Source organism: Candidatus Mycalebacterium zealandia, assembly GCA_014075295.1.
Classification (GTDB): Bacteria; Desulfobacterota_D; UBA1144; order Nemesobacterales; family Mycalebacteriaceae; genus Mycalebacterium; species Mycalebacterium zealandia.
In genome coordinates this window covers 325675-350012 of record CP046180.1, presented here as the reverse complement: position 1 = coordinate 350012, position 24338 = coordinate 325675, and the positions used below count along the sequence as shown (strand labels likewise).

26 protein-coding genes and 1 tRNA gene are annotated in these 24338 nt (G+C 48.5%); 11 read left to right on the top strand and 16 right to left on the bottom strand.

Going from position 1 to position 24338, the window contains the following annotated elements; genetic code table 11:
* Positions 1–41: 41 nt before the first annotated feature.
* Genes GKS04_01730 through GKS04_01720 form a run of 3 tightly spaced genes read right to left on the bottom strand, consistent with a single transcriptional unit; the run spans position 42 to position 3586 of the window.
* Positions 42–821: a TdeIII family type II restriction endonuclease gene (locus GKS04_01730; GenBank protein ID QMU55909.1), complete on the bottom strand. Its 780-nt coding sequence runs from the start codon at positions 819–821 to the stop codon at positions 42–44.
* A complete protein-coding gene (locus tag GKS04_01725) occupies positions 822–2447 on the bottom strand; it encodes a site-specific DNA-methyltransferase (GenBank protein QMU55908.1) in 1626 nt (541 codons plus the stop codon).
* A 56-nt stretch (positions 2448–2503) separates the two neighbouring features.
* Positions 2504–3586, bottom strand: coding sequence for a M20/M25/M40 family metallo-hydrolase (locus GKS04_01720; GenBank protein QMU55907.1), 1083 nt, complete (start codon positions 3584–3586; stop codon positions 2504–2506).
* A 66-nt stretch (positions 3587–3652) separates the two neighbouring features.
* Here GKS04_01720 and GKS04_01715 point away from each other — a divergent pair, with 66 nt between their 5' ends.
* On the top strand, positions 3653–4069 hold the full coding sequence (locus tag GKS04_01715; GenBank protein QMU55906.1) for a YjbQ family protein: 417 nt from the start codon (positions 3653–3655) through the stop codon (positions 4067–4069).
* On the opposite strand, the gene npdG is transcribed toward GKS04_01715, so the two are convergent.
* The 6 genes from npdG to GKS04_01685 all read right to left on the bottom strand — a co-directional run bounded on the left by npdG (position 4070) and on the right by GKS04_01685 (position 7685).
* Entirely contained in the window at positions 4070–4729 is a 660-nt protein-coding gene (npdG, locus tag GKS04_01710; GenBank protein QMU55905.1) for an NADPH-dependent F420 reductase, read from the bottom strand.
* 87 nt (positions 4730–4816) lie between these two features.
* Positions 4817–5521 carry an alpha/beta fold hydrolase gene (locus GKS04_01705; protein QMU55904.1) on the bottom strand — a complete coding sequence of 235 codons (705 nt, stop codon included), beginning with the start codon at positions 5519–5521 and terminating at the stop codon, positions 4817–4819.
* Positions 5522–5587: 66 nt separating this feature from the next.
* On the bottom strand, positions 5588–5875 hold the full coding sequence (locus GKS04_01700; GenBank protein QMU55903.1) for a hypothetical protein: 288 nt from the start codon (positions 5873–5875) through the stop codon (positions 5588–5590).
* A gap of 5 nt (positions 5876–5880) precedes the next feature.
* The gene (locus GKS04_01695) at positions 5881–6174 is read right to left on the bottom strand and encodes a YggT family protein (GenBank protein QMU55902.1); all 294 of its coding nucleotides are present in this window, start codon (positions 6172–6174) and stop codon (positions 5881–5883) included.
* On the bottom strand, positions 6171–6995 hold the full coding sequence (gene proC / locus GKS04_01690; GenBank protein QMU55901.1) for a pyrroline-5-carboxylate reductase: 825 nt from the start codon (positions 6993–6995) through the stop codon (positions 6171–6173). The genes GKS04_01695 and proC overlap by 4 nt, the downstream gene beginning before the upstream one ends.
* A gap of 3 nt (positions 6996–6998) precedes the next feature.
* On the bottom strand, positions 6999–7685 hold the full coding sequence (locus GKS04_01685; GenBank protein QMU55900.1) for a YggS family pyridoxal phosphate-dependent enzyme: 687 nt from the start codon (positions 7683–7685) through the stop codon (positions 6999–7001).
* A gap of 109 nt (positions 7686–7794) precedes the next feature.
* On the opposite strand from GKS04_01685, the gene prmC reads away from it, so the two are divergent.
* The 8 genes from prmC to rsfS are packed head-to-tail and all read left to right on the top strand — an operon-like array spanning position 7795 to position 14371.
* Positions 7795–8649 carry a peptide chain release factor N(5)-glutamine methyltransferase gene (prmC, locus tag GKS04_01680; protein ID QMU55899.1) on the top strand — a complete coding sequence of 285 codons (855 nt, stop codon included), beginning with the start codon at positions 7795–7797 and terminating at the stop codon, positions 8647–8649.
* Positions 8637–9893, top strand: coding sequence for a UDP-N-acetylglucosamine 1-carboxyvinyltransferase (gene murA, locus GKS04_01675; GenBank protein ID QMU55898.1), 1257 nt, complete (start codon positions 8637–8639; stop codon positions 9891–9893). Before prmC ends, murA begins: the two co-directional genes overlap by 13 nt.
* The gene (locus GKS04_01670; GenBank protein QMU55897.1) at positions 9890–10519 is read left to right on the top strand and encodes an ATP phosphoribosyltransferase; all 630 of its coding nucleotides are present in this window, start codon (positions 9890–9892) and stop codon (positions 10517–10519) included. Before murA ends, GKS04_01670 begins: the two co-directional genes overlap by 4 nt.
* Positions 10520–10523: 4 nt before the next feature.
* Positions 10524–11237, top strand: coding sequence for a hypothetical protein (locus GKS04_01665; protein ID QMU55896.1), 714 nt, complete (start codon positions 10524–10526; stop codon positions 11235–11237).
* Complete coding sequence (gene ftsY / locus GKS04_01660) at positions 11179–12216, top strand: signal recognition particle-docking protein FtsY (protein QMU55895.1); 1038 nt, start codon at positions 11179–11181, stop codon at positions 12214–12216. The genes GKS04_01665 and ftsY overlap by 59 nt, the downstream gene beginning before the upstream one ends.
* 6 nt (positions 12217–12222) lie before the next feature.
* Complete coding sequence (ribD, locus tag GKS04_01655) at positions 12223–13329, top strand: bifunctional diaminohydroxyphosphoribosylaminopyrimidine deaminase/5-amino-6-(5-phosphoribosylamino)uracil reductase RibD (GenBank protein QMU55894.1); 1107 nt, start codon at positions 12223–12225, stop codon at positions 13327–13329.
* Positions 13326–14015 (top strand): nicotinate (nicotinamide) nucleotide adenylyltransferase, encoded by a 690-nt coding sequence (nadD, locus tag GKS04_01650; protein ID QMU55893.1) that lies wholly within the window; start codon positions 13326–13328, stop codon positions 14013–14015. The genes ribD and nadD overlap by 4 nt, the downstream gene beginning before the upstream one ends.
* A gap of 38 nt (positions 14016–14053) precedes the next feature.
* Complete coding sequence (gene rsfS, locus GKS04_01645; protein QMU55892.1) at positions 14054–14371, top strand: ribosome silencing factor; 318 nt, start codon at positions 14054–14056, stop codon at positions 14369–14371.
* Here rsfS and argH read toward each other — a convergent pair.
* From argH to GKS04_01620, 5 genes are all read right to left on the bottom strand, one after another.
* Positions 14357–15745 carry an argininosuccinate lyase gene (gene argH, locus GKS04_01640; GenBank protein QMU55891.1) on the bottom strand — a complete coding sequence of 463 codons (1389 nt, stop codon included), beginning with the start codon at positions 15743–15745 and terminating at the stop codon, positions 14357–14359. The genes rsfS and argH overlap by 15 nt on opposite strands.
* Positions 15746–16840 (bottom strand): mechanosensitive ion channel, encoded by a 1095-nt coding sequence (locus GKS04_01635; GenBank protein QMU55890.1) that lies wholly within the window; start codon positions 16838–16840, stop codon positions 15746–15748. It lies immediately after the preceding gene.
* 17 nt (positions 16841–16857) lie between these two features.
* Complete coding sequence (locus tag GKS04_01630) at positions 16858–18078, bottom strand: cation:dicarboxylase symporter family transporter (protein ID QMU55889.1); 1221 nt, start codon at positions 18076–18078, stop codon at positions 16858–16860.
* A gap of 88 nt (positions 18079–18166) precedes the next feature.
* On the bottom strand, positions 18167–19819 hold the full coding sequence (gene groL, locus GKS04_01625; protein ID QMU55888.1) for a chaperonin GroEL: 1653 nt from the start codon (positions 19817–19819) through the stop codon (positions 18167–18169).
* 26 nt (positions 19820–19845) lie between these two features.
* The gene (locus GKS04_01620; protein ID QMU55887.1) at positions 19846–20145 is read right to left on the bottom strand and encodes a co-chaperone GroES; all 300 of its coding nucleotides are present in this window, start codon (positions 20143–20145) and stop codon (positions 19846–19848) included.
* Positions 20146–20334: 189 nt separating this feature from the next.
* Here GKS04_01620 and GKS04_01615 point away from each other — a divergent pair.
* Positions 20335–20418 (top strand) — tRNA-Leu (locus GKS04_01615).
* Positions 20419–20458: 40 nt separating this feature from the next.
* Here GKS04_01615 and GKS04_01610 read toward each other — a convergent pair.
* On the bottom strand, positions 20459–22492 hold the full coding sequence (locus GKS04_01610; protein ID QMU55886.1) for a hypothetical protein: 2034 nt from the start codon (positions 22490–22492) through the stop codon (positions 20459–20461).
* Between the two features lie 67 nt (positions 22493–22559).
* Complete coding sequence (locus GKS04_01605; protein QMU55885.1) at positions 22560–23114, bottom strand: GNAT family N-acetyltransferase; 555 nt, start codon at positions 23112–23114, stop codon at positions 22560–22562.
* Positions 23115–23289: 175 nt separating this feature from the next.
* On the opposite strand from GKS04_01605, the gene GKS04_01600 reads away from it, so the two are divergent.
* Complete coding sequence (locus GKS04_01600) at positions 23290–24219, top strand: NAD-dependent epimerase/dehydratase family protein (protein ID QMU55884.1); 930 nt, start codon at positions 23290–23292, stop codon at positions 24217–24219.
* Positions 24220–24338: the final 119 nt, after the last annotated feature.

Here is a 24338-nt window from a genome sequence, read left to right as displayed (position 1 = left end):
TTCCATCTAGCACGCTATCGGATCGACATCGGAAAATCGAACTAAGAAATTACATTAACTCGTGAAACTTCTTTGAGTTTGACTGATATTTTTTTCTTGTAAAATTTTCCAATCTCGTCAAAAACTTCCAATAAATCTTCATATGTGCCTTCACCTCCAATAAATGTCCAGTATTGTTCACCTACCAAAGCATCTTCACCAAGTTTAAAATACTTTTTCATCGTAAAACGTTCGTAGGGCTTTGGATGATAAGGGTTATATGGAATAGCAAGATAAACTTTGACTTTTTTCTGCTTTCTTGCAACCCACTCAAGTAATTGGATTTTGAAGGACTTAAATCCTCCCTTATTTGGCTTTGCAGTTTTAATTTCAAAAAAATGTTCTTCACCATCCCGTTTCATATACAAATCTGCAATTCTTCCATCGTCTTGGGGGTTGCCGTTTGTAGATTGTACTCGAAGGACTTCATTAGTTTCTTTCTCTATGTTAGGAGTTCTCTGCCCATTACCTAATCCTGTCACAATACTATCAATTTCTGTCTTTTGAGACTTAGAAATATCACCCTTTATGGGATATTGACGACAAACTTCATCGCAACAGTTGTTAAGAATGATTGTTGAGACTTGCTCATAAAAAGATGTTCCGAGAGATGTTGCTAGAGAATGAGTAAAAGAATAAGAAGCCACTCTTTTACTATCTTGCAATAGACACGTTAAAAAAGGCATGTATGAAGACTCTGGGCTATATTTCTCTAATTTCTTTTCAATTATCTCACTTATAAGAGTTTTGATTTCTTCTTTTTTCTCTTCAGATAAACTCATTTATTCAACACTCTTTAAATGAAAAATGATTTCCGAATACGCCGCCTTATCCTTCTCTGTCCGGTTAAGAACGGGGCGTTTATACCTTTTTACTATTTGCATATCAGCAAGTCCGGCGATTGACGGATACAAATTGTATTTATCATTTGCAACGATAAAAACATTAAAATCATCAACAAGATATTTTCTACAGTTACACAAAACTTCCGCGATTGATTCAATATAACTTTGTCTTGCTAATGCCCCCTGCCCTTTCGACAAAGGACCTATTTCAAGTCCGTCATTTCTGTCGTAAGCAAAAAGGTCGTATGCGTAAGCGTGTTGTTCGTGGTAGTCAATTAAACCAACATAAGGCGGACTTGTGAATATACCCTTTACTCCATCTTTTTTTACCCGCTCGGCGAGATGTTTTCTCCGTTTTGACAAAGTGCTTGCCAAGTTGAGTTTTCTTGAATCTCCTTGCAAACAAATTTGGCTGGTTTGCGTGCGCAAATCTTCAAATTCTTTCAGTCTGTTTACTGTATCCTCGCTGTATCTATTCCACCAAGAATTGACAGAAAACAACGGCTTGCAAATTTTGCCGTGTTTTCTGCAATAGTAAGGTTTTGTTACGGGACTTTTCAGTGTCGCCAAATCTGCATGCGTTGTTGCTCTACAAGAGCGAACAGTACGACTGAGGGCAATCCCTAAAATCGCTCTAATCTGTTTGTCTTGAACTTTTCCAACTTGCTTAAACAAAAACTCAATTTCATTCCTGACAGGTTTTAAGAACCATTTTTCTAAAAAGCGACTGTTTTTCTTCTGTTCAATTTGCAGACGGTACCGCTTAACCAATTTGTCAAAAATCGGCATAAACTCTTTTTCTTTTTCAAAACAATAGACCTTCTCATTGATCTCACCCGTTCTGACATTTTTCTTAAAATCAGGCGATGGGAAATACTTGCTATTGAAGATGTTTAACTCTTCCAAAAGTTCTTGTTCAAAATTTCTATTCTTTGACCGCTTAATTCTTCGTTCAAAAGAGAGTCGGATTTCGTCAATTTCTTTTTGTAGTTTGTTAAGGTTGTGCTTTGACACTTTCGCATTGGAAATCAAAGCGTTAAAAGCCGAAACATCAATGCCAATCGCGTGCATACCAAGTTCGTTTGCCTGAACAAGCGTTGTTCCACTTCCACAAAACGGGTCTAAAACAATATCTCCGGGCTGAAAAAAGGTCTCTCTCTTAAACTCATCCGTATTGCTGTCCAGAAAATATTCAACCAACTGAGGTATAAATTTCCCTTTATACGGATGGAGCCGATGAACATGTTTCGTTGTGTCTTTCTCTTTCAGAAAGTCAAAAGAAAGAAGCCAATTCAAATCATCTCCGAGTTTCTCTTTCCAATTCGTTTCCCTGTTGCCGTGAAACCCCTCGTAGTAACGGACAAGTTCCGCCTTGCTCACAAGTGTTGTGCCGTTCTCCCCATATCTGCTAATCCTTCCGTATTGAATTAGATAAGAGATATTTGAAGTAGTTACATTTTTGTTAAGGTATCGGGAAGCCCATACACTCGCTTGGCGTATGGCAATCAAGTCTTGGCTCTCTTCTTGCTCGGAGAGAACAATTGCCGTATTTAGAGAAGACATATCAGTCAGCAGTTTCCGTTAATCTTCAAACATCATTCTAAAACAACACCACCCTACTACACAAGCCCTTTCACCGTCTTTTCGTCCAACTTTTTCACCACCGCCACAAGCAGTTTGACCGCGTTTTCAAAATCCTTTCGTTGAATTATTGAATTGTGGCTGTGTATGTGCCGCGTGGGAACGCCGAGAACCACAGTTGGAACGCCGTGCTTGTGCAAGTGTATTGCCGCGCCGTCAGTCGCGCCACCTTCCATTGTGGCAAATTGGAGCGGAATTTTCGCCTTTTTCGCCGTGTCAATAACAAGGTCGCGCAGTTTCAGATTCGGTATCATTCTTGCGTCGTAAAGCAGAAGCGAGGGGCCGCCGCCAAGTTTTGTGGAAGACTCATCATTGCTTATGCCCGGCACATCGCCGGAAATGTCGGATTCAAGAATAATCGCCGCATCCGGATCAACCGCTTCCACGCTGGTTGTGGCTCCGCGCACGCCAACCTCTTCCTGAACGGTCGCAACGCCGTAAACCGTGCCCGGATGCGACTTGCCAATCGCTGAAAGCGCCGAAATCACAACCGCGCACCCTATTCTGTCATCAAACGCCTTTGCCATATAAACGCCGTCCTTGGCAAGTTTTGTAAACTCGCTCACCGGAACAACAGGGTCGCCAACTCTGACTCCGATTTTCTCAACATCCTTCTCCGATGATGCGCCGATGTCTATATACATGCTTTTCCTCTGAACCGTTTTATTACGCTCGTCCTGCGGAATCAAGTGCGGCGGTTTCGCGCCAATCACACCGTTAACCTCGCCTTTTGAAGTTTTGATTTTTACGCGCTGGGCAAGAAGCACCTGATCCCACCAGCCGCCGAGCGGCGTGAACTTTAAAAATCCGTCCGGCGTAACGGCGCGAATCATAAAGCCGATTTCATCCATGTGTCCGGCAAGCATAATGCTCGGAGAAGCGGACTTGCCCGCAACTTCACAAATCAGACTGCCCATTCTGTCCTTTGAAACGCGCCCCAGTTTGTCAAAATGGCTTTTGATAACAGCGGAAATATCGCGCTCATAACCCGCAACGCCGTCGGATTCGGTAAGTTCGGCAAGCAGGGCTTCGGTGTTTTGAATATCTTTTTTTGTCGCCATAACTGTTCTCCCGTTTCAGAGTAGAATTGTAGATATTACCCAATCACGGGAGGAACGGAGAGCGCAATGGCATCTGAAATAAAATCTTTCACGGTCAACACGCAAGGCAACACGGACATCATAGACATCACCGCGCAAGTGGGGGAGATTGTGGCGGAGTGCCCTTTTTCCGAAGGAACGGCAACCGTGTTCGCGCCCGGCTCAACGGCGGGAATAACCACAATAGAGTTTGAAAGCGGCGCCGTTGCAGACTTCAAAGCCGCGTTTGAGCGCATTGCGCCCGAAGGTATTGAATACGCGCACAACGCGCGATGGGGAGATGGCAACGGGCACTCTCATGTCAGGGCGGCGTTGCTCGGAGCGTCATTTTCCGTCCCGTTCGCGGACTCGCGCCCGCTGCTTGGAACATGGCAACAAATTGTTCTCGTGGATTTCGACAACCGCCCCAGAGAACGCAAGATAATTGTCCGGACAACCAGTTGATCAGTCCACAAACTTCACTGAAAAGTGTTTTTTGTGGCGCACGTTGAGGTTGACAATCAGCGGAGTAATCGCCTCTATCATCGGTGAAATTTCAAGAGGCCCGGCGTCAAGCGTTCTAAGTCCCGAAAGGTCTTCGGTGAGTTTCGCCACAACCGCCTTCGCCTCTTCGTCATCGCCGCAGATAACAACATCTGCGTTAAGGTCTTTATCCACATCGCTGAGTCCCTTCGCCGGAAGGTTGTGATACGCGCTCACAAGACGTGCGGACGGCGGAAGTTTCTCTTTTATTTCAAGCGCGCTTGAGCCATGAGACGGCGGAACAAAAAGAAATGATTTGCCCTCTTTTGCCATCGGCACAACAGGCGTGATGACAATCTGGTCCGTTATGCTGTCACTCAGTCCCGCTATTGTGTCTGCGGCGTATTCGGGCGGAATGCTTATGACAACCACCTCCGAGCTCGCGGCGGCTTGCGCGTTCTCCATACCCACAACTTTCGGCTCAACGCCGAGCGCTTTAATTTTTTCAATGTATTCCGCCGTAATGGTGTCGGCTTTTTCCTGATTTCTTGAGCCCACAAAAATTTCGTGGCCGGCTTTTGACCACCGCAGAACAAGCCCTTCGGCTATGTCTCCCGTACCTCCCAAAAGAGAAATTTTCATTGTTCAGTCCTCCTCATCTTAAATAGATTCTAAGCCCTTATTCTACCAAACAAAACCCGAGCTCAAAAGAGGGTCGCGAAAGCGCGGTCAAAGCAGGTTCAGAAAATCAAAGACGGTTTTGTTAAACTCGTCCGGTTTTTCCATCATCATAAAATGCCCCGCGCCCTCAATGACGAAAAGTTTTGACCCCTTAATTTTTGAGTGCAGAAAGTTTGTGTGCTTTGCGGGGGTGAGAACGTCATCGCTTCCCGCCACAATCACGGTTGGAACGTCTATTCGTCCGACCAAGTCTGAAATATCAAAATTGTCGCACGCGAGAAGGTCGTTATAGACTGACTGCGGGGCTTGAGCGAGAAGCCGCCTGAGAAAAACATCCCTCGTCCGCCCGTTCGCGCCTGAAGCAAAAGCGTTTTGCGCCGCGGTCACGCAGAAATTTTCGTAGTTATTGCGAACGGTTTTCAGAGACCAGCGCGAAACCCTTATGCGCACCCCCGTGGCAACAAGCATGCACGCGAGCGGCTTCACTTCACCGCCGAGCGCAATTATCTGGGCAATCCTTCCGCCCATTGAATGGCCTATAAGAATCGGGTTCAAGATGCCGGCTTGGAGGCAAAAACCGGAGACAAAATCGGCGCAATCCTCCATTGAAGTCATAGCCTCGCCAGATGAGCCTCCGTGCCCAGGCATATCAAGCGCGAGGGCGGGAAATCGCGTGTAGCCGGAAAGCGCCTCAATCTGTTTTCCCAGCACGCCGCGCTCTGCCCCGCTCCGTGAAGCATAACAACGGTGCATTCAAGCGGTTCTGAGCCCGCCGTTTCATAGTTCACAACGTTTCCGCGAAATTGTATTTGAGCCATTTCAGTCCGTCTCGCCGTAAAACTCCGCGAAGCAGTTTTTGAAATCGCTTTCGGTCATGCCCTGGATTTTTATCCGCTTGCCTCGGGACGCGCTACCTTTGAGTATCTCCATCGCGCTTTTCGGAATACTCAGACGGGCGGAAAGGATTTTAAGAAGACGCGCGTTTGACTGCCCTTTTATCGGGCGCGCGGCGACCTTAATCTTGAGTTTGCCTCCGTGAAGCCCGACAAACTCATCGCGCGCGGCGCCGGGAACAACGTGAACGTCAATAACAACGGAATCCGCCATATTCGCTATAACCCTTGAGCAATTCCGTAAAGGGTTTGCGCGATGACGCGCCGAAGGAAAAACAGCAGAAGCAATACTATAATGGGTGAGAAATCCATTCCACCGATGAACGGAATCACGCGCCGGACGCGCTCCAAAACGGGCTCGGTCACAGAATACAGAAAACCGACTATGGGATTATAGGGGTTGGGATCAACCCACGAAATCACCGCCCGGGCCACGATAAGCCATGTATAGACGGTCAGAATCAGACTGACCACCTCAGCGATTGCGATAACTGTGTTTTGAGCAAGCATTATTTCTTTCCCCCTTTGGCGCCGCCGTTGCGGGCAAGTTCCTTTGAGCGTTTCCGCGCCGCGGCAAGAGCGTTTTCAACAACGGACGAAAAGTCCGATTTTTCAAACTCCTCAAGACCCGCAACGGTTGTCCCCGCCGGAGACGAAACCATCTCCCGTAAATCCTTCGGAGACATTCCTTCGCGCATAATCTTTGCCGCGCCGAAAAGTGTTTGAACCGCGAATTTTTCAGCAACGTCGGGAGATATGCCGAGTTTTTCCGCGCCCGACATGAGGGACTCCGTAAACACAGCAACAAAACCCGGACCGCTTCCCGACAGCGCCGTAAAAGCGTCAATCATCTCTTCGGGCACAAACTCAACCATACCTACCGAACTGAAAATCTTCTCAACCGTCTCAAAATCCGCATCTTCGCCCTCGCCGCAAACAACCGAAGCGCCCTCGCCTCTCACGGCCGGAAGGTTCGGCATAGCCCGGAAAACCTTGCCACCACCGCCCAGAACGGCTTTTATGGAAGAGATAGTCGCGCCGGCGGCAATTGATACAAAAAGTGCGCCGGGAGGGCATTGCGCCGCGCGCGCGTCAGTGAGAGCCGATTCCATATCCTGCGGCTTTACGGCAAAAATAACGCATTCGGAGTCTGAGGCGGCGGAAACATTGTCCGCCGCCACGCGAACTCCGTATTTTTCGCTTACCAGTTTGACGCGCGCCGGGTCAATATCGCTTATGACCACATCTTCAGGCACGAAAACGCCTGCCCCGGTGATTCCGCCAATAAGCGCTTCAGCCATTTTACCGGCTCCGATGAAAGCGATGCCCGCCATTTTCTAATTCCTCTCCCCGAATATGAGAGAGCCCACGCGTACGATTGTCGCGCCTTCCTCAACTGCGGTCTCAAAATCTGCGCTCATCCCCATTGATAACTCGCTTGCGTCCGGAAAATCCGGCGCGATTTCGTCTCTTAACTCCCTTAACTCCCTGAAATAACGCCTTGAAACCTCAGGGTCGGACGAATACGGAGGCATCGTCATAAGCCCGCGCGCGCGGACATTTTCAAGTCCGTCCGTGAACTCAAACAAATCGCGTGCATTGTCGGGACTCACACCTCCCTTTGACGGGGAATCCTGATTTATCTCAATGAGGATTTGCGCTTCCACTCCCGAATTTTCCGCTCTTTTATCTATCTCCGAGGCAAGCGCCGCGCTGTCAACCGAATGGATTAAACGGCAGTTGCCAACCACATATTTTACCTTGTTTTTCTGCAATCGACCGACAAAATGCCAATCCGCGTGCGCGCCGGTTCGCTCAAAAAAGGCAAGTTTGTCGCGCAATTCCTGCGCGTAGTTTTCACCCAAATGGCAAAGTCCCGAAGAGGCTGCTCGCGCCACAATCTCAGGCGCGACGGTTTTGCCGACCGCAACAAGAAGAATCTGTGAACCGTTCGCGTTCACCCTTTCGGCGGCGGAATCAATTCTGCGCCTGACTTCGGCGACGCGCTTTTCAATTTCAATCATCACGGCTTGTTATTCTACCAGCAGACCGCGCCCGCCGGGGCTTTGAAAACCTCTTGAGCGCATATACAATCTACCCGTCCGCGTTGGTTTGAACGCGGGTTTTCTTAAAATGAGCCTTGAAACAAATCTTGGGTCTCTTTACCGCAAAACAATGGAGCGGTTCAGACAGGGCGGAATCGAAAACCCGGGACTTGAAGCGTCCGTGATTGTCTGCTCTGTGCTTGGCAAACCTTCGGGAGCGGTTCATACAAGCCCGCAAATCACGGTCGGAAGAAAACAAGTGAGCGAGTGCGAAAACCGCACATCCAGGCGCTTGAAGGGAGAACCGTGCGCTTATGCGACGGGGGAACGCGAATTCTTTTCGCGCCGTTTTGCCGTCAGTCCGGCGGTGCTTATTCCGCGCCCCGAAACTGAAACGGTTGTTGAGGTTGCGCTTGAAAAAATCCCTCAGGACATACAAATGCGCGCGATTGATGTGGGAACCGGAAGCGGCTGCATCGCGGTAACACTCAAAAAAGAAAAACCGCTCCTGTCTGTTACAGCGGTGGATATTTCACCGCACGCCTTGAAAAAGGCGGAAGAAAACGCGCGTTTTCACGGCGCGGATATCAGTTTTGTTTGCGGAGATACGCTTCGAAACTTTGAGGACAACAGCGCGGACATAATTGTTTCAAACCCTCCTTATGTTTCGGAAGAGGAGTTTGAAACCCTGCCGGATGAAATCAGGATTTTTGAACCGAAAAAAGCGCTTGTGAGCGGTGAAGGCGGATTTGAGCATATAAGAAAAATTGTTGCCGATGCGGCGCGGGTTTTGCGTGCGGGCGGATGGTGCGTTGTTGAGGTGGGAGACGGGCAGGCGCCCGGGTGCGTGGAAATTTTTGAGAAAAACGGATTTTCCGGAATATCAACAACCAATGACATAAGCGGAAAACCGAGGGCGGTTGAGGGAATTTGGAAAAGATAGTGATTGAGGGCGGAAAGCCCTTGCAAGGCGAAGTTTCGGTAAACGGGTCAAAAAACTCCGTTCTGCCTCTTATGGCGGCGTGCATACTGTGCGACGGCGAAAGCACGCTTAAAAACGTGCCGGACCTTATGGATGTGAGAGTGATGGCGGAAATCCTCACCGCCCTCGGAGCGAAAATCGAGCGGAGCGGCAACCGGCTTTCAATAGATTCTTCGGGAATCAACAAATGGGTTACCGAATATGAAATGGTGAAAAAGATGAGGGCTTCGGTACTGACGCTGGGTCCCTTAACGGTGCGGTTCGGCAAGGCGCGCGTTTCCCTTCCGGGCGGATGCTCCATCGGGGAAAGACCGATTGACCAGCATCTGAAAGGGCTTCAAGCCTTAGGAACGCGGGTAAACATTGAAAGTGGATACGTTGAAACATCGGCGAAAAAAATGAAGGGCGCGGTCGTACCGCTTGATGTGTCAACTGTGACAGGCACGGAAAACCTGATGCTCGCCGCAGTTCTTACACAGGGAAACACTGTTATCTACAACGCCGCGTGCGAGCCCGAAGTTTCAGATTTGGCAAACGCGCTGAACAAAATGGGCGCGAAAATCACCGGAATTGGAACCGATATAATACGGATAAAAGGAGTGTCTTCTCTCAAACCGCTTAAGAACTACGAGACGATACCTGATAGAATAGAAGCGGGAACGCTGATGGTTGCGGTTGCGGCGACTGGCGGAAACGCTCTCATAAAAGGCGGCAGGTTTGACCATCTTGGAACGCTGGCGGGGAAACTGATGAAAGCCGGCGCGAAGGTTGAAGAAACGCGCGCGGGAATACGCGTGAGAGCGGACGCGAAAATCACCTGTGCCGATATAACAACGCTTCCGTATCCGGGCTTTCCGACCGATATGCAGGCGCAGTTTATGGCGCTTATGTGCGCCGCGGACGGCATAAGCATAATAACGGAAAACATTTTCCCTCAGAGGTTTATGCACATAGCGGAGATGAAAAGAATGGGCGCGGATATAAAACTGATTGGCAATACTGCGGTGGTCAAAGGCGTTGAAAAAATCAAAGGAGCGAAAACAATGGCGAGTGATTTAAGAGCGGGCGCGGCGCTTGTGGTTGCAGGCGCGGCGGCGCGGGGAAAAAGCGAGATAAGCAGGGTCTATCACATTGACAGGGGATATGAGCGGCTGGACGGAAAATTGGAACGGCTGGGAGCCTCAGTTTGGAGGGAAAAAGAATGATTAAAATCGCCGTATCGCGCGGCAGACTTTTTGAGGAATCTCTTGAGGTTCTGAACAAGGCTGGCATAAAGATTAAAAGCTCCGCAAAGAAATCGAGAAAACTAATACACGAAATCAAAGAACACGATCTCACCATTTTCGTTGTGCGCCCGACAGATGTGCCTTCCTATGTGGAACACGGTGTCGCGGACTGCGGCATTGTTGGCAAAGACTCGCTTATGGAGCAGAAAAACAACCTGTATGAACCTCTGGATCTGGGAATAGGCAAATGCAGAATGGTGGTGGCGGCTCCCAAAGGATATCAATTCCCCAACGGCGGAACTGTTCGCATTGCGACAAAATATCCGCGCATAGCGGCGGACTGGTTTGAAAAAAAGAATGTGCGCACCGAAATCATCAAACTCTACGGCTCGGTTGAGCTCGCCTGTATGGTCGGGCTTTCCGATGTGATTGTTGACCTGACGGCGAGTGGAAAAACCATGGAGGAAAACAACCTTGAAGAGATTGAGTTTATAGCGCCCATAACCGCACGGTTGGTCGTGAACAAGGCAGGAATGAAACTGAAATCGCCGCAAATATATGAATTCATCTCAAAGATAGAAAAATGGTGCACGCGGGAGACTTAAAACGGTGACCCAGGACGCAAAAATAGACTTGCGGGAAAAAGGCAGGTCCAAAAGCGGCAAGCCAGTTTACAGCGACAGGAGGTTGTTTGTTCAGTTTTTTGCATTTGGCGGAGCGAGCGATGAGCGCGAGATTATTGACTCACTCAAAAAAAGCGGCGCGGAGTGCGCTGTTTATTCAGATCTCAACGACCCGTCCGGCATCGGGACGGTTTTTATAAGCGAGGATGAAAACTTTTTTGTTGGAAAACTGAAGGAAATCCTTAATTCCGCGCCCTTCTCTTCCCTCACGTTCAAAGACCGGTACGCGATGTTTGGAAGAACATACTCTCTGGGCTATGAAAATGACCTTGGACAAATGCTTGTGAGCGCGCCGCGCGAAAAGATCCTCTTGCCGGAGTTTCCATGGGCGATCTGGTATCCACTTCGCAGGGAGAAGAGTTTTGAAACCCTTGCTGAAAACGAAAAAAGAGCCATTCTCGGCGAGCATGGAAAACTGGGCTTCAAATACGGCGAAGCGGGGCTCGTCAAGGACGTACGGCTCGCTTGCCACGGGGTTGACACCGAAGACAATGACTTTGTCATAGGGCTTTTCGGCAAAAATCTGTATCCGCTCTCATCAGTTGTTCAGGCGATGAGAAAAACACGGCAGACCTCCGAATATATTCAGGCGCTGGGACCCTTTTTCGCGGGGAAAGCCATTTGGAAAAGCGGTTTGTAACGATTTGACTGATATTTTGAAAAAAATAATTCCGGCGGAGAAAAAAACGGACGCGGAAAAATCTTCAAACAAGGTTGAGGGTCTGAGAAAAAGTCTCGCAAAAACCCGCTCGGGTTTGCTTTCAAAACTCAAAAAAGTTGTCGCGGGCGGAAAAGTAGACGAGGATTTATGGGAGAGTTTTGAAGAGATGCTTATTCTCTCAGATGTGGGAATCAAGGGCGCGGCGAAGATACGGAAACGGGTTGAGGCACAACTTTCAGGCGCGAATTTGAGTGATTACGAAAAAATAAAAAACTCTCTTGTGGACGAAACGGCGCGAATTCTTAAAAACCCGGCTCGCGCGGAGGCGGCGGGCTTAAAGCCGAGAATCTGCATGGTGGTCGGCGTCAACGGCACGGGTAAAACCACAACAGCGGGAAAACTCGCGGATTTATTCAGTTCGCGGGGCGAAAAAGTTATGCTTGCTGCGGCAGACACCTTCAGAGCGGCGGCAACGGAGCAACTTGAACAGTGGGCTCTGCGAAGCGGTAGCGAGTTCATAAAAGGAAAGCCCGGAACCGACCCTTCGGCGATAGCGTTTGATGCGGTTAAGACGGGGCAGGAGCAAAACTGCGACACGGTAATTATTGATACCGCCGGACGCCTTCACACAAAAACAAACCTTATGGACGAACTGTCCAAAATAAAAAGGGTTGTCGGCAAAGCACGCGAAGGTGCGCCGGACGATGTTTTTCTTGTTCTTGACGCCACAACGGGACAGAATGCCATACGTCAGACTGAAATGTTTAATTCCATGGTCGGCATAACGGACATAGTTCTCACAAAAATTGACGGCACGGCGAAAGGCGGGGTTGTTATCGCGGTCTGCGAAGAGTTTGAAATACCGGTCGCGTATGTGGGAACGGGTGAGGGAGCAGCGGATATAACCGAATTTGAACCGGTGCGGTTTGCGTCCGGTCTTTTTGACGAAAATGGATAAGGAAAATTGAAAAATACTCATGAAAAATTTATGTCCGCCGCCATCGCGCTCGCGCGAAAAGGAGAAGGCTCAGTAAGCCCTAACCCTCTTGTAGGCGCGGTAATAGTAAAAAAGGGCGCGATTATCGGACGCGGCTGGCACAAAGCATCCGGTCTGCCTCATGCGGAGATAGAGGCTCTCAAAGACTGCGAGCGCAAAGGAAAATCGCCGCACGGCGCGACTATGTATGTCAATCTTGAGCCGTGCGCGCGCGACCACGCGGAGAAACGAACTCCTCCGTGTTGCGACTCCATTATAAAAAGCGGCATCGCGGAAGTTTTCATAGGCTGTGAAGACCCGAACCCCAAAGTCGGAAAAGGTGCGGAGGTCCTCGGTAAAAACGGAATCAAAGTCAAAAAAGGAATTCTCAAAGACCGTTGCCGCGAATTAAATGAAATGTTTTTTAAAAATGTAAAAACAGGACTGCCATTTGTGATTTTGAAACTGTCCGCATCCGCGGACGGAAAAATAGCGACTCGCACGGGCAATTCAAAATGGATAGGAAATATTTCGCAGAGAAAAATGGCGCACATGTTGAGAAAAAAATGCGATGCTGTTCTTGTTGGCTCGGAGACAGTTCGCAAAGACAATCCCTCACTTGACGTACGGCTCGTGAAAGCGCCGCGCCAACCCGTTCGCATTGTGGCGGACACGGGTTTGAGTGTTTCGCCCGAAGCAAAAATGTTCGAGGAAAAAGGCGCAATTGTTGCGACTGGAACGGATGCGAAAAAGGAAAAAATAAAAAAACTGGAAAAAAAGGGAGTTGAAATACTGCGCGTCAAAAAAAACTCCCGGGGAAAAATATCCATGCGAGATTTAATGAAAAAACTGTCCGTGAACGGAATTAAATCCGTTTTAATTGAAGGCGGGGGAAAAATCGCCGCATCGGCACTGAAAGAAAAAATCGTGGATAAAATGATATTTTTCTACTCCCCCGTAATAATCGGCGGGGACGGAACGGACATGGTATCGGGCATGGAAACGGCTCTGGTGAAAAACGCGAAAAAACTGATTTTTAAAAAAACGACGATGAAAGACGGAACAATCGTTGTGGAGGCAAAACCTGAATTTTGAAATCTGAAACCGTTTTGTCTGAAAAAACCGCTTTGCTGGGCGGCAGTTTTGACCCCGTCCACAACGGACATATGGAAGCCGCCGTTCAAATCAGGAAGAAATTGGGTGTGGGCACGGTATTTTTTGTGCCAAACTACCAAAACCCGCTCAAAGACGAATCACACGCGCCGCCCGGAGCGCGGCTTGAAATGCTACGGCTCGCGACCGAGGGCGTTGAAGGGGTGAAGGTTTCTGATGTGGAAATGAAAAAAAAATCCTCTTCTTACACGGTGGAAACCCTGCGCTTGTGGAAGGAGCATCTCGGAGAGGAACACGAGTCGTGGTTTATAATGGGATGGGAAGTTTTTAAGGAAATAACAAAATGGAAGGATTTCAGGAAAATTTTTGAAGTCTCAAATATAGTAATCATACCGGTAAGGGTTCCGGGCAACCCCTTGTCCGACCGACCGCCGCCGGAACCGCCCCTTGAGATAAGGGAGAACTTTCAATATGGCGGAAGGCAGGGAGAATACATACATAAAAGCGGCTCCAAACTGTATTTTGAAGAAATAGACACTCCGGATATTTCATCAACGCAGGTAAGAAACCTCATAAAAGAAGGTGGGGATTTTGAGAGTCTTGTTCCCAATACAGTCGCGGATTTCATAAAACGCGAAAAACTCTACTTAGAGGAACCCCGAAAATAACTTCAAAACAGCAAGCAATTCTTCTCGCGCAGTGCGCGATGGACAAAAAAGCAAGTGATGTCGTCGTTGTTGACGTAAGAAACAGAAGCGGCATCGCGGACTTTTTCGTAATATGCAGCGCTTCTTCAGAGAGGGGGGCAAAAGCCGTCGCCGACCACGTTGAAAAAATCCTTAAAGAGAAAAAAATACGGGTTCTCGACAAAGAAGGACTTTCGCAAAAGAGTTGGATTCTTCTCGGCACCGAAGACGTGATAGTCCATATTTTCCACCACGAAGCGCGCGGTTTCTACAATCTGGACGGTTTATGGATTGACTCTCCCAAGATTCCCGTGGAAGACGGCTCAGCGCCAGCGTGATATTTCACGGCGCGCCGAAGCGACCATTTTCTTTACCCGCGCGGGCGAGGTTCCGCCCTCGGAGTTTCGGCTTTTTATTGACCCCTCTATCGTGAGCGCTTTGTATATGTCGGGACCAACATCCGCCGAAAACTTTTTGAATTCCGCAAGTGTAATGTCGCCCAGTTCTTTGCGATTTTTTTCCGCATAGGCAACAATTCGTCCGGAAATCTCATGCGCCTTCCTGAAAGGTGCGCCGCGCCGCGCCAGATAATCAGCAAGGTCGGTTGCTGTAACAAAACCGCCATCAAGACTTTTTCGCATATTCGCGGTTTTGAGTTTACACCCGGCAAGCATCGCGGAAAAAACAGATAAACAGTCCGTAACGGTCCGCACGGAGTCAAACACGGGCTCCTTGTCTTCCTGCATGTCACGACTGTATGAAAGCGGCAATCCCTTGAGAAGTGTCAGCAACGAGACCAGGTTTCCGTTCACCCTCGCCCCTTTTGCGCGTACAAGTTCGGCGATGTCAGGATTTTTTTTCTGCGGCATTATGCTTGAACCGGTTGTAAAACCGTCCCCAAGATCGGCAAAATCAAACTCACGCGAAGACCACAACACAAACTCTTCGGCGAGCCTGCCGAGATGCCCGGCAAGCATCGCGCAGCAAAAAACAAATTCGGCGAGAAAATCCCTGTCGCTCACGGTATCTATACTGTTTGCCGTAACGGACGGGAATCCCAACAGTTTAGCCGTCATTTTCCTGTCTATCGGAAACGGTGTGCCTGCTCCCGCACAAGCGCCCAGAGGGTTTGTGTTTATCCTTTTCAGGCAGTCCTCAAACCTCGCGCGGTCGCGTTTGAGCATCTCAAAATAAGCGAGCAAATGGTGTGCAACCAGCACGGGTTGCGCCCTTTGAAGATGAGTGTAGAGCGGCATCACCGCATCCGGATATTTTTCGGCAAGCGCGACTACGGAGTCCGCCAGCGCGGCAATTCCGTCAATAACAAGCGCAGTCTGCCGCCTCAGGTAAAGCCGTTCATCCAAAACTATCTGGTCATTCCGGCTGCGTGCGGTGTGGATCATTCCGCCCACATCGCCAATTTTTTCAATAACGCGCTTTTCAATGTTCAGATGAATGTCCTCATATTCGCTCCTGAACGGAAAAACGCCTTTCTCTATTTCTTTTTTTACTTCCGCAAGCGTTTTCAAAATCAGGCCCGCGTTCTTTTTTGAAATTATCCGGCGAGCGGCAAGCATTTTCACATGCGCGACGCTTCCCTCTATGTCTTCAAAAGCAAGCTGGCGGTCGAAATCCACCGAAGAGGAAAACTCCGCCGCAAGACGATGGGGTTTTTTTGAAAACCTTCCCGACCACAATGTTTTTTTTGACAATTAATTTTCCACCTGATTCTTCATCGCAACTTCCACGGGCTTGCCGGCAAAAACTGTCTGCGTGGGATATGCAAAATCAATTCTCTCATCGCGGAATTTTCTTATTATTTCCAGATTAATGTCCTGCACGGCGTCAAGATATACAATGAAATCGCTTGTTAAAACATAATAAGCGACTTCAAAATTGAGCGAAAAATCCGCAAACGCGACAAAATGAACCCTTTCATATTCGGTCTGCGGATGCTCATCTATTATATTTTTGATAATCTGCGGAATCTTCGCCAGTTTGTCCGGGTCAATTCCATATACGACCCCAACCGTAGAAAAACTACGACGGCGCGGAAGATTTCTGTAATTTTGTATTGTGGTGCTGACGAGATGATTGTTTGAAAAAACAACAAGTTCGCCGGAAATGCTTCTTATGCGCGTAGTCTTCAAGCCCACTTTTTCAACAATTCCCCTGAATCCGTCTACAACGATGAAATCGCCCACAACAAAGGGCTTGTCTATAATTATTGAAACGGACGCGATAACCTCTCCCAGAATGCTCTGGACTGCTAGTGCTACCGCTATTCCGCCGATTCCAAGCCCCGCGAGCAGAGGCGTTACGCGAATTCCGAGATTTTCCAGAATAAGAAGCACCGCGACCGACCACAGGACAAGACGCAGGAAAAAAATAGAAATCTTCGTCTGCGAGATGGTGATGTTCCATTTTTCGTAGTTGTTGGAGAGATAGCCGCTTACTATTTTCCCCAGCCACAAAACCGCCTGAATAATAAGCGCGGTGGCTATAAGCGTGTTTGCGGTTTCCCTTGTTTCGGGCGCAAGACTAATAAAACGCGAGCCGATGTAAAGAGAGGCGGCAAGCAGAATAAAACCGCGCGTTTCCACAAGAGCGTCCGCAATAATGTCGTCAAGAGTGTTAGCGGTGGATTTGGCAATATCCTTGAGGCGGGAGGACAAAAACTTGACCGAAAAAAACAGGAGAAAAAACGAAATACAGAAGGCAAGCAGAGGTTTTATGTAGATACGAAATTCCCCTGAATAAAAAAATTCAAGCAACTTTGCAACCTCCGTTTCCACAATCGTTAACATGGAAAACTTTCCGCACGCTACCCTCCGGCGGTGCTATCCACAACAGCCGCACCCACACTGTCTCCCCAAACGTTGACGGTGGTCCTGAATCGGTCAAGAAGCCAGTCAACGGACAAAAGAAGCCCGATGCCCTCAAGGGGAAGTCCAACGCTTGTAAGCACGATAACCATTGTAACAAGCCCCGCTTCCGGTATCCCGGCCGCGCCTATGGCGGCGAGAGTCGCAGTCAGGAATATTATAACAAGTGCGCCTGAATCAAGCGGAACAGCGTAAACCTGCGCTATGAAAATCACCGCAACCGCTTCGTAAAGAGCGGTCCCGTCCATGTTAATGGTCGCGCCGAGAGGCAAAACGAAATTACCCACTCTCCGAGACACCTTCGCATCCTCAATGGCGTTTGTCATTGTCAATGGAAGCGTTGCCGAGGAAGATGCCGTGGAAAAAGCGGTCAGAAGCGCCTTGCTCATATGTTTGATGTATTGCAACGGATTTCTGCGTGTGAAAACAAACAGAACGAGCGGTAAAACCACAAGCCCGTGAATTCCGAGTCCTACTACGACCGCGAGCATATATTTTCCGATTCCGGCCGCCATGGCGTAAATAGCCTCTCCGCCTCCGGCTTTGCCTATTCTCGCCGCTATTATGCACGCGACCCCCAGAGGCGTTAGGGTGATTATCCAATGGACAAGTTTCATTATAGCCCCGTCAAGCGAGGTCAAAACTGATTCAAGCGGCGCGGCGCGGTCTCCCAATCGCGCCAGAGCCAGACCAAAAAGCAGAGAGAAAACTATGAGCGGAAGAATTTGAAAATCCGTGGCGGACTTGAAAACATTGGAAGTAATCATACTGTCCAGTATCTGTTTGACTCCCATGTTTTTCCCCTCAACGCTCACCTGAGCCTGCGACCTCATTTCTTCGGTCATTGTTCCGAGCGTCTCCGGCGCACCCGGGTTAATCAAAGAAACAACCGCTATGCCGATGCAAACCGATATGGCAGTTGTCGTCATGTAATAAATAAGCGTTTTTGCTCCCACCGTCTTAAAATCGCGCAGTTTCATAACGCCGAGCGTTATGCTCACGATGATGAGCGGAATGACCATCATTTTCAGCAGGTTAAGAAATATGTCTCCGACAAATTCCAGAGACAGACTGAATTCAGGAAAATAAACGCCAGAAAAAATACCCAGCACAACACCGGCAATAATTGCGGGAAGCAGAACATTTTTCTTTGCTTGCATAGCTCTCTTCAGAATTTAAAAATAAAAAAAAACCGGCGCCGCCCTGAAAGACAACACCGGTTTTTATACTACCCTAAGAAAGTGGGAATTACATCATACCTCCGATTCCTCCGGGACCTCCGGTCATCGGGGGAGCGCCGCCCATCGGCATTTCGGGCTGATCTTTCGGAGAGTCCGCTATGAGAGCTTCGGTGGTGAGCAAAAGGCCCGCGACGCTTGCCGCGTTCTGAATGCACGACCTCGTAACCTTTGACGGGTCAACGATTCCGGCTTTCAGCATGTCCCTGTATTCAAGGGAAGCCGCATCAAAACCAAATGAAGCCTTGCCCTCTCTTACCTTCTGGACAACAATTGAGCCGTCCCAACCGGCATTTCTGGCAATCTCCCTGAGCGGCTCTTCAAGGGCGCGCTTCACTATGTTCACGCCCGCCTGCTCCTCTTCGTCCGCACCTTTGAAACTTTCAAGGTTGTCAACGGCGCGCACAAGGGCAACTCCACCGCCGGGAACAATTCCTTCCTCAACTGCGGCGCGTGTGGCGTTCAGAGCGTCTTCCACTCTGTCTTTCTTCTCTTTCATCTCCGCTTCAGTAGCGGCTCCCACGCGGATAACCGCGACTCCTCCGGCAAGTTTGGCAAGGCGCTCCTGAAGCTTCTCCCTGTCATATTCGCCGCTAGCCGTATCTATCTGCCCTCTAATCTGGTTGATTCTGCCGCTTATGTCGGCTTTTTTACCGGCACCGCTGACGATAGTGGTGTTGTCTTTATCTATGACAACTTTTTTAGCTTTTCCAAGATCGGCAACCGTGGCGCTTTCAAGCTTCATTCCGGCTTCCTCGGAAATCACATTCCCGCCGGTAAGCACCCCTATGTCCTCAACCATCGCCTTACGTCTGTCGCCAAATCCCGGCGCTTTGACGGCGGCGACTTTGAGCGTGGAGCGTAACTTGTTCACAACAAGGGTCGCAAGAGCTTCGCCCTCAACATCCTCAGCGAGAATAAGAAGCGGGTTTGAATTTCTGGCAACCTCTTCAAGAAGGGGCACAAGGTCTTTCATGCTTGCGATTTTCTTGTCAAAAAGAAGCACAAACGGGTCTTCAAGTTCAACAATCATCCTTTCGGAATCCGTCACGAAATAAGGACTAAGGTATCCCCTGTCAAACTGCATTCCCTCAACAACCTCAAGTTCGGTGTCAAGGCTCCTGCCTTCTTCAACAGTGATGACGCCGTCTTTTCCGACCTGCTCCATCGCGTCTGCGATTTTGTTTCCTATCTCTTCGTCACCGTTTGCCGAAATAGTCGCGACCTGAAAAATTTCAGTTCTGTCCTTGGTCTGTTTGCTGAGCCGCCTGATGCTGTCAACAATAACCTCAACCGCTTTGTCAATTCCCCGTTTGAGTTTCATAGGGTCATGTCCGGCGGCGACAAGTTTTATGCCTTCGGTAAATATGGACTGCGCAAGAACGGTTGCAGTGGTGGTGCCGTCTCCGGCAACTTCACTTGTTTTTGACGCAACTTCCTTGACCATCTGCGCTCCCATGTTTTCAAACCTGTCCTCAAGTTCTATCTCTTTGGCGACGCTAACGCCGTCCTTTGTAACGTTGGGTGCGCCAAACGGTTTCTCCATAAGCACATTTCTGCCTCTGGGTCCGAGCGTTACCTTGACCGTGTCGGCAAGCTTGTTGATGCCGGTCAGAACCAAGTTCTGCGCTTCCCTGCTGAATTTAATATTCTTTACAGACATTTTTTCCTCCTTGTTTTAACTTCCGCCTAACCGATAACGGCAAGTACGTCTTCCTCTTTCATAACAACGTAACTTTCACCTTCTATGTTGATGTCAGTTCCGCCATATTTGTTGAAGAGAACGTTATCGCCCGGCTTTACATCAAGTTTTCTGACTTTGCCATCTTCACCAATAATGCCATTGCCAACGGCAACAACCTTACCTTCCTGAGACTGTTCCTGAGCGGTGTCGGGAATTATGATACCGCCCTTCGTTTTTTCCTCTCCGTCCAACCGTTTTACAAGAACTTTGTCGTGCAGTGGCCTGAACTTTACCTTTGAAGCCATTGTAGCCTGTCCTCCGTTTTAGATTTCTTTGTAACAGGACGCTCTGTAATGCAGCGCAAAACACCTCACCTCGCCCCGAACAGGGGTAAAGATAATCACTGGCTATGCGTTGTCAAGAAAGGATTTTCGCATTAAAGCGAAAAAACGGCTTTTGCGTGTTAAGATAGGCGTCCGGAAAGACCTGTTGCAGCCGAAGTGGCGGAATTGGCAGACGCGCAGGATTCAGAATCCTGTGGGCGCAAGCTCGTGGGGGTTCAAGTCCCCCCTTCGGCATAAACGGCTATCCCCTTACCACTAATAGTCCGCCGTATCCTTAAAGCGGCGGGTCAAAAACCAGAACCTGCGCGCCGCCGCATTCAAAAACTGATGAGGGATTTCTTCCAAAATGGCGAAGGGCGTTCGCGGGCGAAAGCAGATAACTTTGTATCGGGTCTCTTTTCGAAGAGAAAATCCTGCATCCGTATCTTCCCACCGTGCCTTCGCAATAATCCTGATCAGGTCTGAACTTGCCGCTGTTTGCTATGACAAAATCAAACGGACCTTCAAAAAACTTGTTTGAAATCCCGTATCTCCAAGAAAAAAGCTGAGCGCGCCTGTTGGGATTCGCATAGACGTAAACATGTCCGATTTCAACGCCCGTTTTTGAAGTTCCCATAAGAGATTTTCCCCACCAGTAAGTGGAAATTCCTTTTTTAAGACCGCGACTTGAAAAGTTTTCATCAAAACATCGCGCCACTTCCGGATAATACTCCGCGAAAGCGGACGAATTTTGTTTGAATTTCAAAACGCCTGGCAGGGAGACCAGAATAAGAAAAATCGGCGCGACAATAAAGAAACGGGAACGTTTGAAAAAATCCCTTGTCATATCCGGCAGAAAAGCCCATCCCGCAAAAAGCGGAATAAACAGAACGGGAAGAAAATATCTAACGGCAAAAAGACTTTCGGGAGAAACTTCAATAAAAAAATTCCCCGTCAAAATCGCCGCTCCCGCCGCGGCGGGCGGCGAGAACAACAGAAACAGCCACGCAAACAATCTTTCCGGAGCCGGTTTCTTCGTGCCGAAAATCCCCTTGAAAATGGAATAAAGAAGAAGCAAAAAGAAAATAATCCAGATGATTGAAAGCACGGGGTGCCGCAACGCGGCTTCGGAAAACCAGACCGCGATATCACTCGCGGCGTCTTGTATGTGCTCCGGTTTACCAAAACCGGAAAACTGTATGGTTACATCACCGGAATTGATAAAAATCTCTCTTGTGAAATGCGCGCAAAAAAATCCGGCGGCAACGGCAACAGCGGGTGCAATAAAACCCCGGTTACGAAAAAGAACCAATATCAGAGCGGCGGCCGCAAAAGCGGGAGCCGCGAACCAGATGGCAAAGATAATGTCGGAAGAAAACACCGCGGCGCAAACCGCCGCGAGAATAACGGACAAACCAACATTGCGAACAACAGTTCGCGAAAGCGCGGCGGAAAGAAAAAGAAGTACGCAAAACGGCACCAAACTCCATGTTGAAAAATGAGCAATGGGGAAAAACACAACTCCGAACAGGTCGGAGGAACCGTAGGCGAGAAAAGTATATGTGAGAGCGGACAGAATAAAAACAAGATTTCCGCGTGACGGATTTTCACGAAAAACAAAACGGCACAGAAAAAACCAGCCAACCGTGTTCAGAAGCAGAATCAAAACCCCGAAAATATGAGTTCCCGCCGCCAAACCGCCTCCCGTGATTGAATAAATGACCCAAAGAAAAGGCAGGTCCGTAAATATGTAAGGAGTGCTAACTTTCTGAAAATTCCATTCATTGAATATATCTCCGAATGCAACCGCGCCTGAAGAAATGTCATTCCACATTAGATAAGGGGTTGCAAAATCAGATGTGAACAACAAACCGCGCGGGAACAAATCTCCCGCAAAAAGCGCGCCGTAAACCGCGGCGATTGAAAACACGAACGCGGAAATTGAAAGAAACAGAAGCGGATTCAGACCTCTTTTTCCGACTATCACCCAGCGCGACATCAAAAACTTAAACGGAACCCCCACAGCGGCTGCGAAAAGCACGGCAAAACCTTCGGGAACTCCCGCTTTGAGGGAAATATGAAGCGCTAAAATTCCCAACAGAAACTGCAACGGATAAATAAGCGAATACAAAAACACCTTTCCGCTTGAGTGCTCCGCCCGGAAAGTGAACTTCAAGTTAAGAAAATACGAAATAAAAATGCCGGAAACAAAAGAAACGGCGTAAGACCAATACGGATTTACAAAGTAAAGCAGAGCCAGATATATCGCATAGGTAGCAACGGTGTTCGCGCCGCCCGCAATTAAAAATCTTAAAAACTGCGCTTTCATCACAAATTCAGGAAAATCTATTTTTTTCGCGGCAATAAGGTAAATCTTCGCCGCAATTAGAATTCCTTTAATTCAAGTCCTTTACAATAAATGCTTTGAATTTTTCACGGAGTTTCGCCCAATCACGTAAATCCATTTCGTAAAGATGTTCAATTCCCACTCCGGTTTCCACTTCACCAATTATCCGCACTCCCATTTTTTCATGAAATTTAACTACGCGAATATTCTCCTTGTTGGCATTAAAATGTGCTTTTTCAAAATTAAGATTGTCAAAACCCGTATGGTAGATAAAAAGAGCCGTTTCAATAGATGCCGTGGGAGTTTTATCACTATTCAAAATAAAACTTCCAAATTCAAAATGTTCTTCTTTGATAATCAGTCTTGCGGTACCGCATCTTTTTCCGTTTTTATTGTTGGTGATTATGTAGAAATACTCTTCGCCCGCCTCCTCGCGCCGTTTATATTCCGCAAGCCACTCACGTTGTTTTTCAACGGAAGGGTCTGTCGGAGACAAGTAAAGCCCGAGTTCGGGATCAAGACGCAAATTCAAGATAAACTCGGCATCATCTTCCCGGACAAAACGAAATGACACCGTTAACCCTTCCGCTTTGGAGATTTTCATGAAGATAGTTTCCTTTTTTTCTTAAAACGCCCGCAGCCGGAAAGTTCTTTCAATCCCGTCCGTTTCAGCCAAAGCTCTGACAGAGCGTATAACTAAATCTTCAGCGATGCTCATAAAGTGTTCAATATAATACAGATTTGCACTTGATACATAATAATAATATATTCAAACTCCAATGAAAACCATACTCACCGGCGGCGCCGGTTTCATTGGCTCGCATATCTGCCGCGAACTTCTGGAAAACGGGCATAAAGTTTTAATTATTGATGATTTGTCCACGGGAAAAGAGGAAAACATTGCGCCCGAAGCTGAATTTGAAAAATGCGACATAAGGGACGCCGGAGCTTTAAATAAAATCTTCTCGTCCTTCAAGCCGGACATTATCAACCACCACGCGGCGCAGATAGATGTGAGGGTTTCCGCCGAAGATCCCGCGCATGACGCGGACATCAACATCGCCGGTTCACTGAACCTGCTCAATCTTTGCGCCGAACACGGCGTTAAAAAATTTGTTTTTGCCTCAACCTGCGCGGTTTACGGACACGCGTCAAAACTGCCCACGGACGAACAGACTCCTCAAAATCCCGAGTCGCCATACGGCATAGCGAAACTGTGCGTTGAAAACTATCTGCGTTTTTTCAAATCGGCGCGCGGAATTGACTTTGCCTCCCTGCGCTATTCAAATGTTTACGGCGAAAGGCAGAGAATTGAAAAGATGACCGGAATTGTGGCGATTTTGTGCGGAAATCACAAAAAAGGCGCGAAAACGACCATATTCGGAGACGGAGAGCAGACACGGGACTATGTTCATTGCTCCGATGTCGCGAAGGCAAACTCCATTTGCTCTGAACACCTTGGTGCGGGCGGGGCGGGCGGAATTTTCAATATTTGTACGGGAAAGGAAAATTCACTCAATCGGATTATTGACCTCCTTGCCGAAGTTTCGGGCAAAGAGGTCAAAACCGAAAAAGCCGCAAGAAAAAGCGGCGATGTGGACAGGATTTTTCTGGATAACTCGCTCGCCGGAGAAACTCTCGACTGGAAACCTCTAATCAGTCTTAAAGAGGGAATTGAGAAAACCTGGAAGTGGGCTCGGGGAAACTAATGCGAGCCCCATTCGGATTCAACAACGGGCGTCCATTCGGGGGTGACGCGCCTGCGCCAAAGGTATTCGCCCGCCGCTCCGAGCGTAAGCATCCCGGCGCCGCCCAGAACAAGAACGGC

Excerpts from the sequence above, each read along its gene's own strand:
- GKS04_01610 (QMU55886.1), bottom strand. The coding sequence starts at position 22,492 with ATGAAAGCGCAGTTTTTAAGATTTTTAATTGCGGGCGGCGCGAACACC.
- GKS04_01685 (QMU55900.1), bottom strand. The coding sequence starts at position 7,685 with ATGATTGAAATTGAAAAGCGCGTCGCCGAAGTCAGGCGCAGAATTGAT.
- GKS04_01705 (QMU55904.1), bottom strand. The coding sequence starts at position 5,521 with ATGCACCGTTGTTATGCTTCACGGAGCGGGGCAGAGCGCGGCGTGCTG.
- GKS04_01630 (QMU55889.1), bottom strand. The coding sequence starts at position 18,078 with ATGCAAGCAAAGAAAAATGTTCTGCTTCCCGCAATTATTGCCGGTGTT.
- GKS04_01605 (QMU55885.1), bottom strand. The coding sequence starts at position 23,114 with ATGAAAATCTCCAAAGCGGAAGGGTTAACGGTGTCATTTCGTTTTGTC.
- npdG (QMU55905.1), bottom strand. The coding sequence starts at position 4,729 with ATGAAAATTTCTCTTTTGGGAGGTACGGGAGACATAGCCGAAGGGCTT.
- GKS04_01635 (QMU55890.1), bottom strand. The coding sequence starts at position 16,840 with ATGTTAACGATTGTGGAAACGGAGGTTGCAAAGTTGCTTGAATTTTTT.
- GKS04_01620 (QMU55887.1), bottom strand. The coding sequence starts at position 20,145 with ATGGCTTCAAAGGTAAAGTTCAGGCCACTGCACGACAAAGTTCTTGTA.
- GKS04_01670 (QMU55897.1), top strand. The coding sequence starts at position 9,890 with ATGATTAAAATCGCCGTATCGCGCGGCAGACTTTTTGAGGAATCTCTT.
- proC (QMU55901.1), bottom strand. The coding sequence starts at position 6,995 with ATGGCGGGCATCGCTTTCATCGGAGCCGGTAAAATGGCTGAAGCGCTT.
- GKS04_01715 (QMU55906.1), top strand. The coding sequence starts at position 3,653 with ATGGCATCTGAAATAAAATCTTTCACGGTCAACACGCAAGGCAACACG.
- GKS04_01700 (QMU55903.1), bottom strand. The coding sequence starts at position 5,875 with ATGGCGGATTCCGTTGTTATTGACGTTCACGTTGTTCCCGGCGCCGCG.
- groL (QMU55888.1), bottom strand. The coding sequence starts at position 19,819 with ATGTCTGTAAAGAATATTAAATTCAGCAGGGAAGCGCAGAACTTGGTT.
- GKS04_01730 (QMU55909.1), bottom strand. The coding sequence starts at position 821 with ATGAGTTTATCTGAAGAGAAAAAAGAAGAAATCAAAACTCTTATAAGT.
- prmC (QMU55899.1), top strand. The coding sequence starts at position 7,795 with ATGAGCCTTGAAACAAATCTTGGGTCTCTTTACCGCAAAACAATGGAG.
- rsfS (QMU55892.1), top strand. The coding sequence starts at position 14,054 with ATGGACAAAAAAGCAAGTGATGTCGTCGTTGTTGACGTAAGAAACAGA.
- GKS04_01725 (QMU55908.1), bottom strand. The coding sequence starts at position 2,447 with ATGTCTTCTCTAAATACGGCAATTGTTCTCTCCGAGCAAGAAGAGAGC.
- GKS04_01600 (QMU55884.1), top strand. The coding sequence starts at position 23,290 with ATGAAAACCATACTCACCGGCGGCGCCGGTTTCATTGGCTCGCATATC.
- GKS04_01720 (QMU55907.1), bottom strand. The coding sequence starts at position 3,586 with ATGGCGACAAAAAAAGATATTCAAAACACCGAAGCCCTGCTTGCCGAA.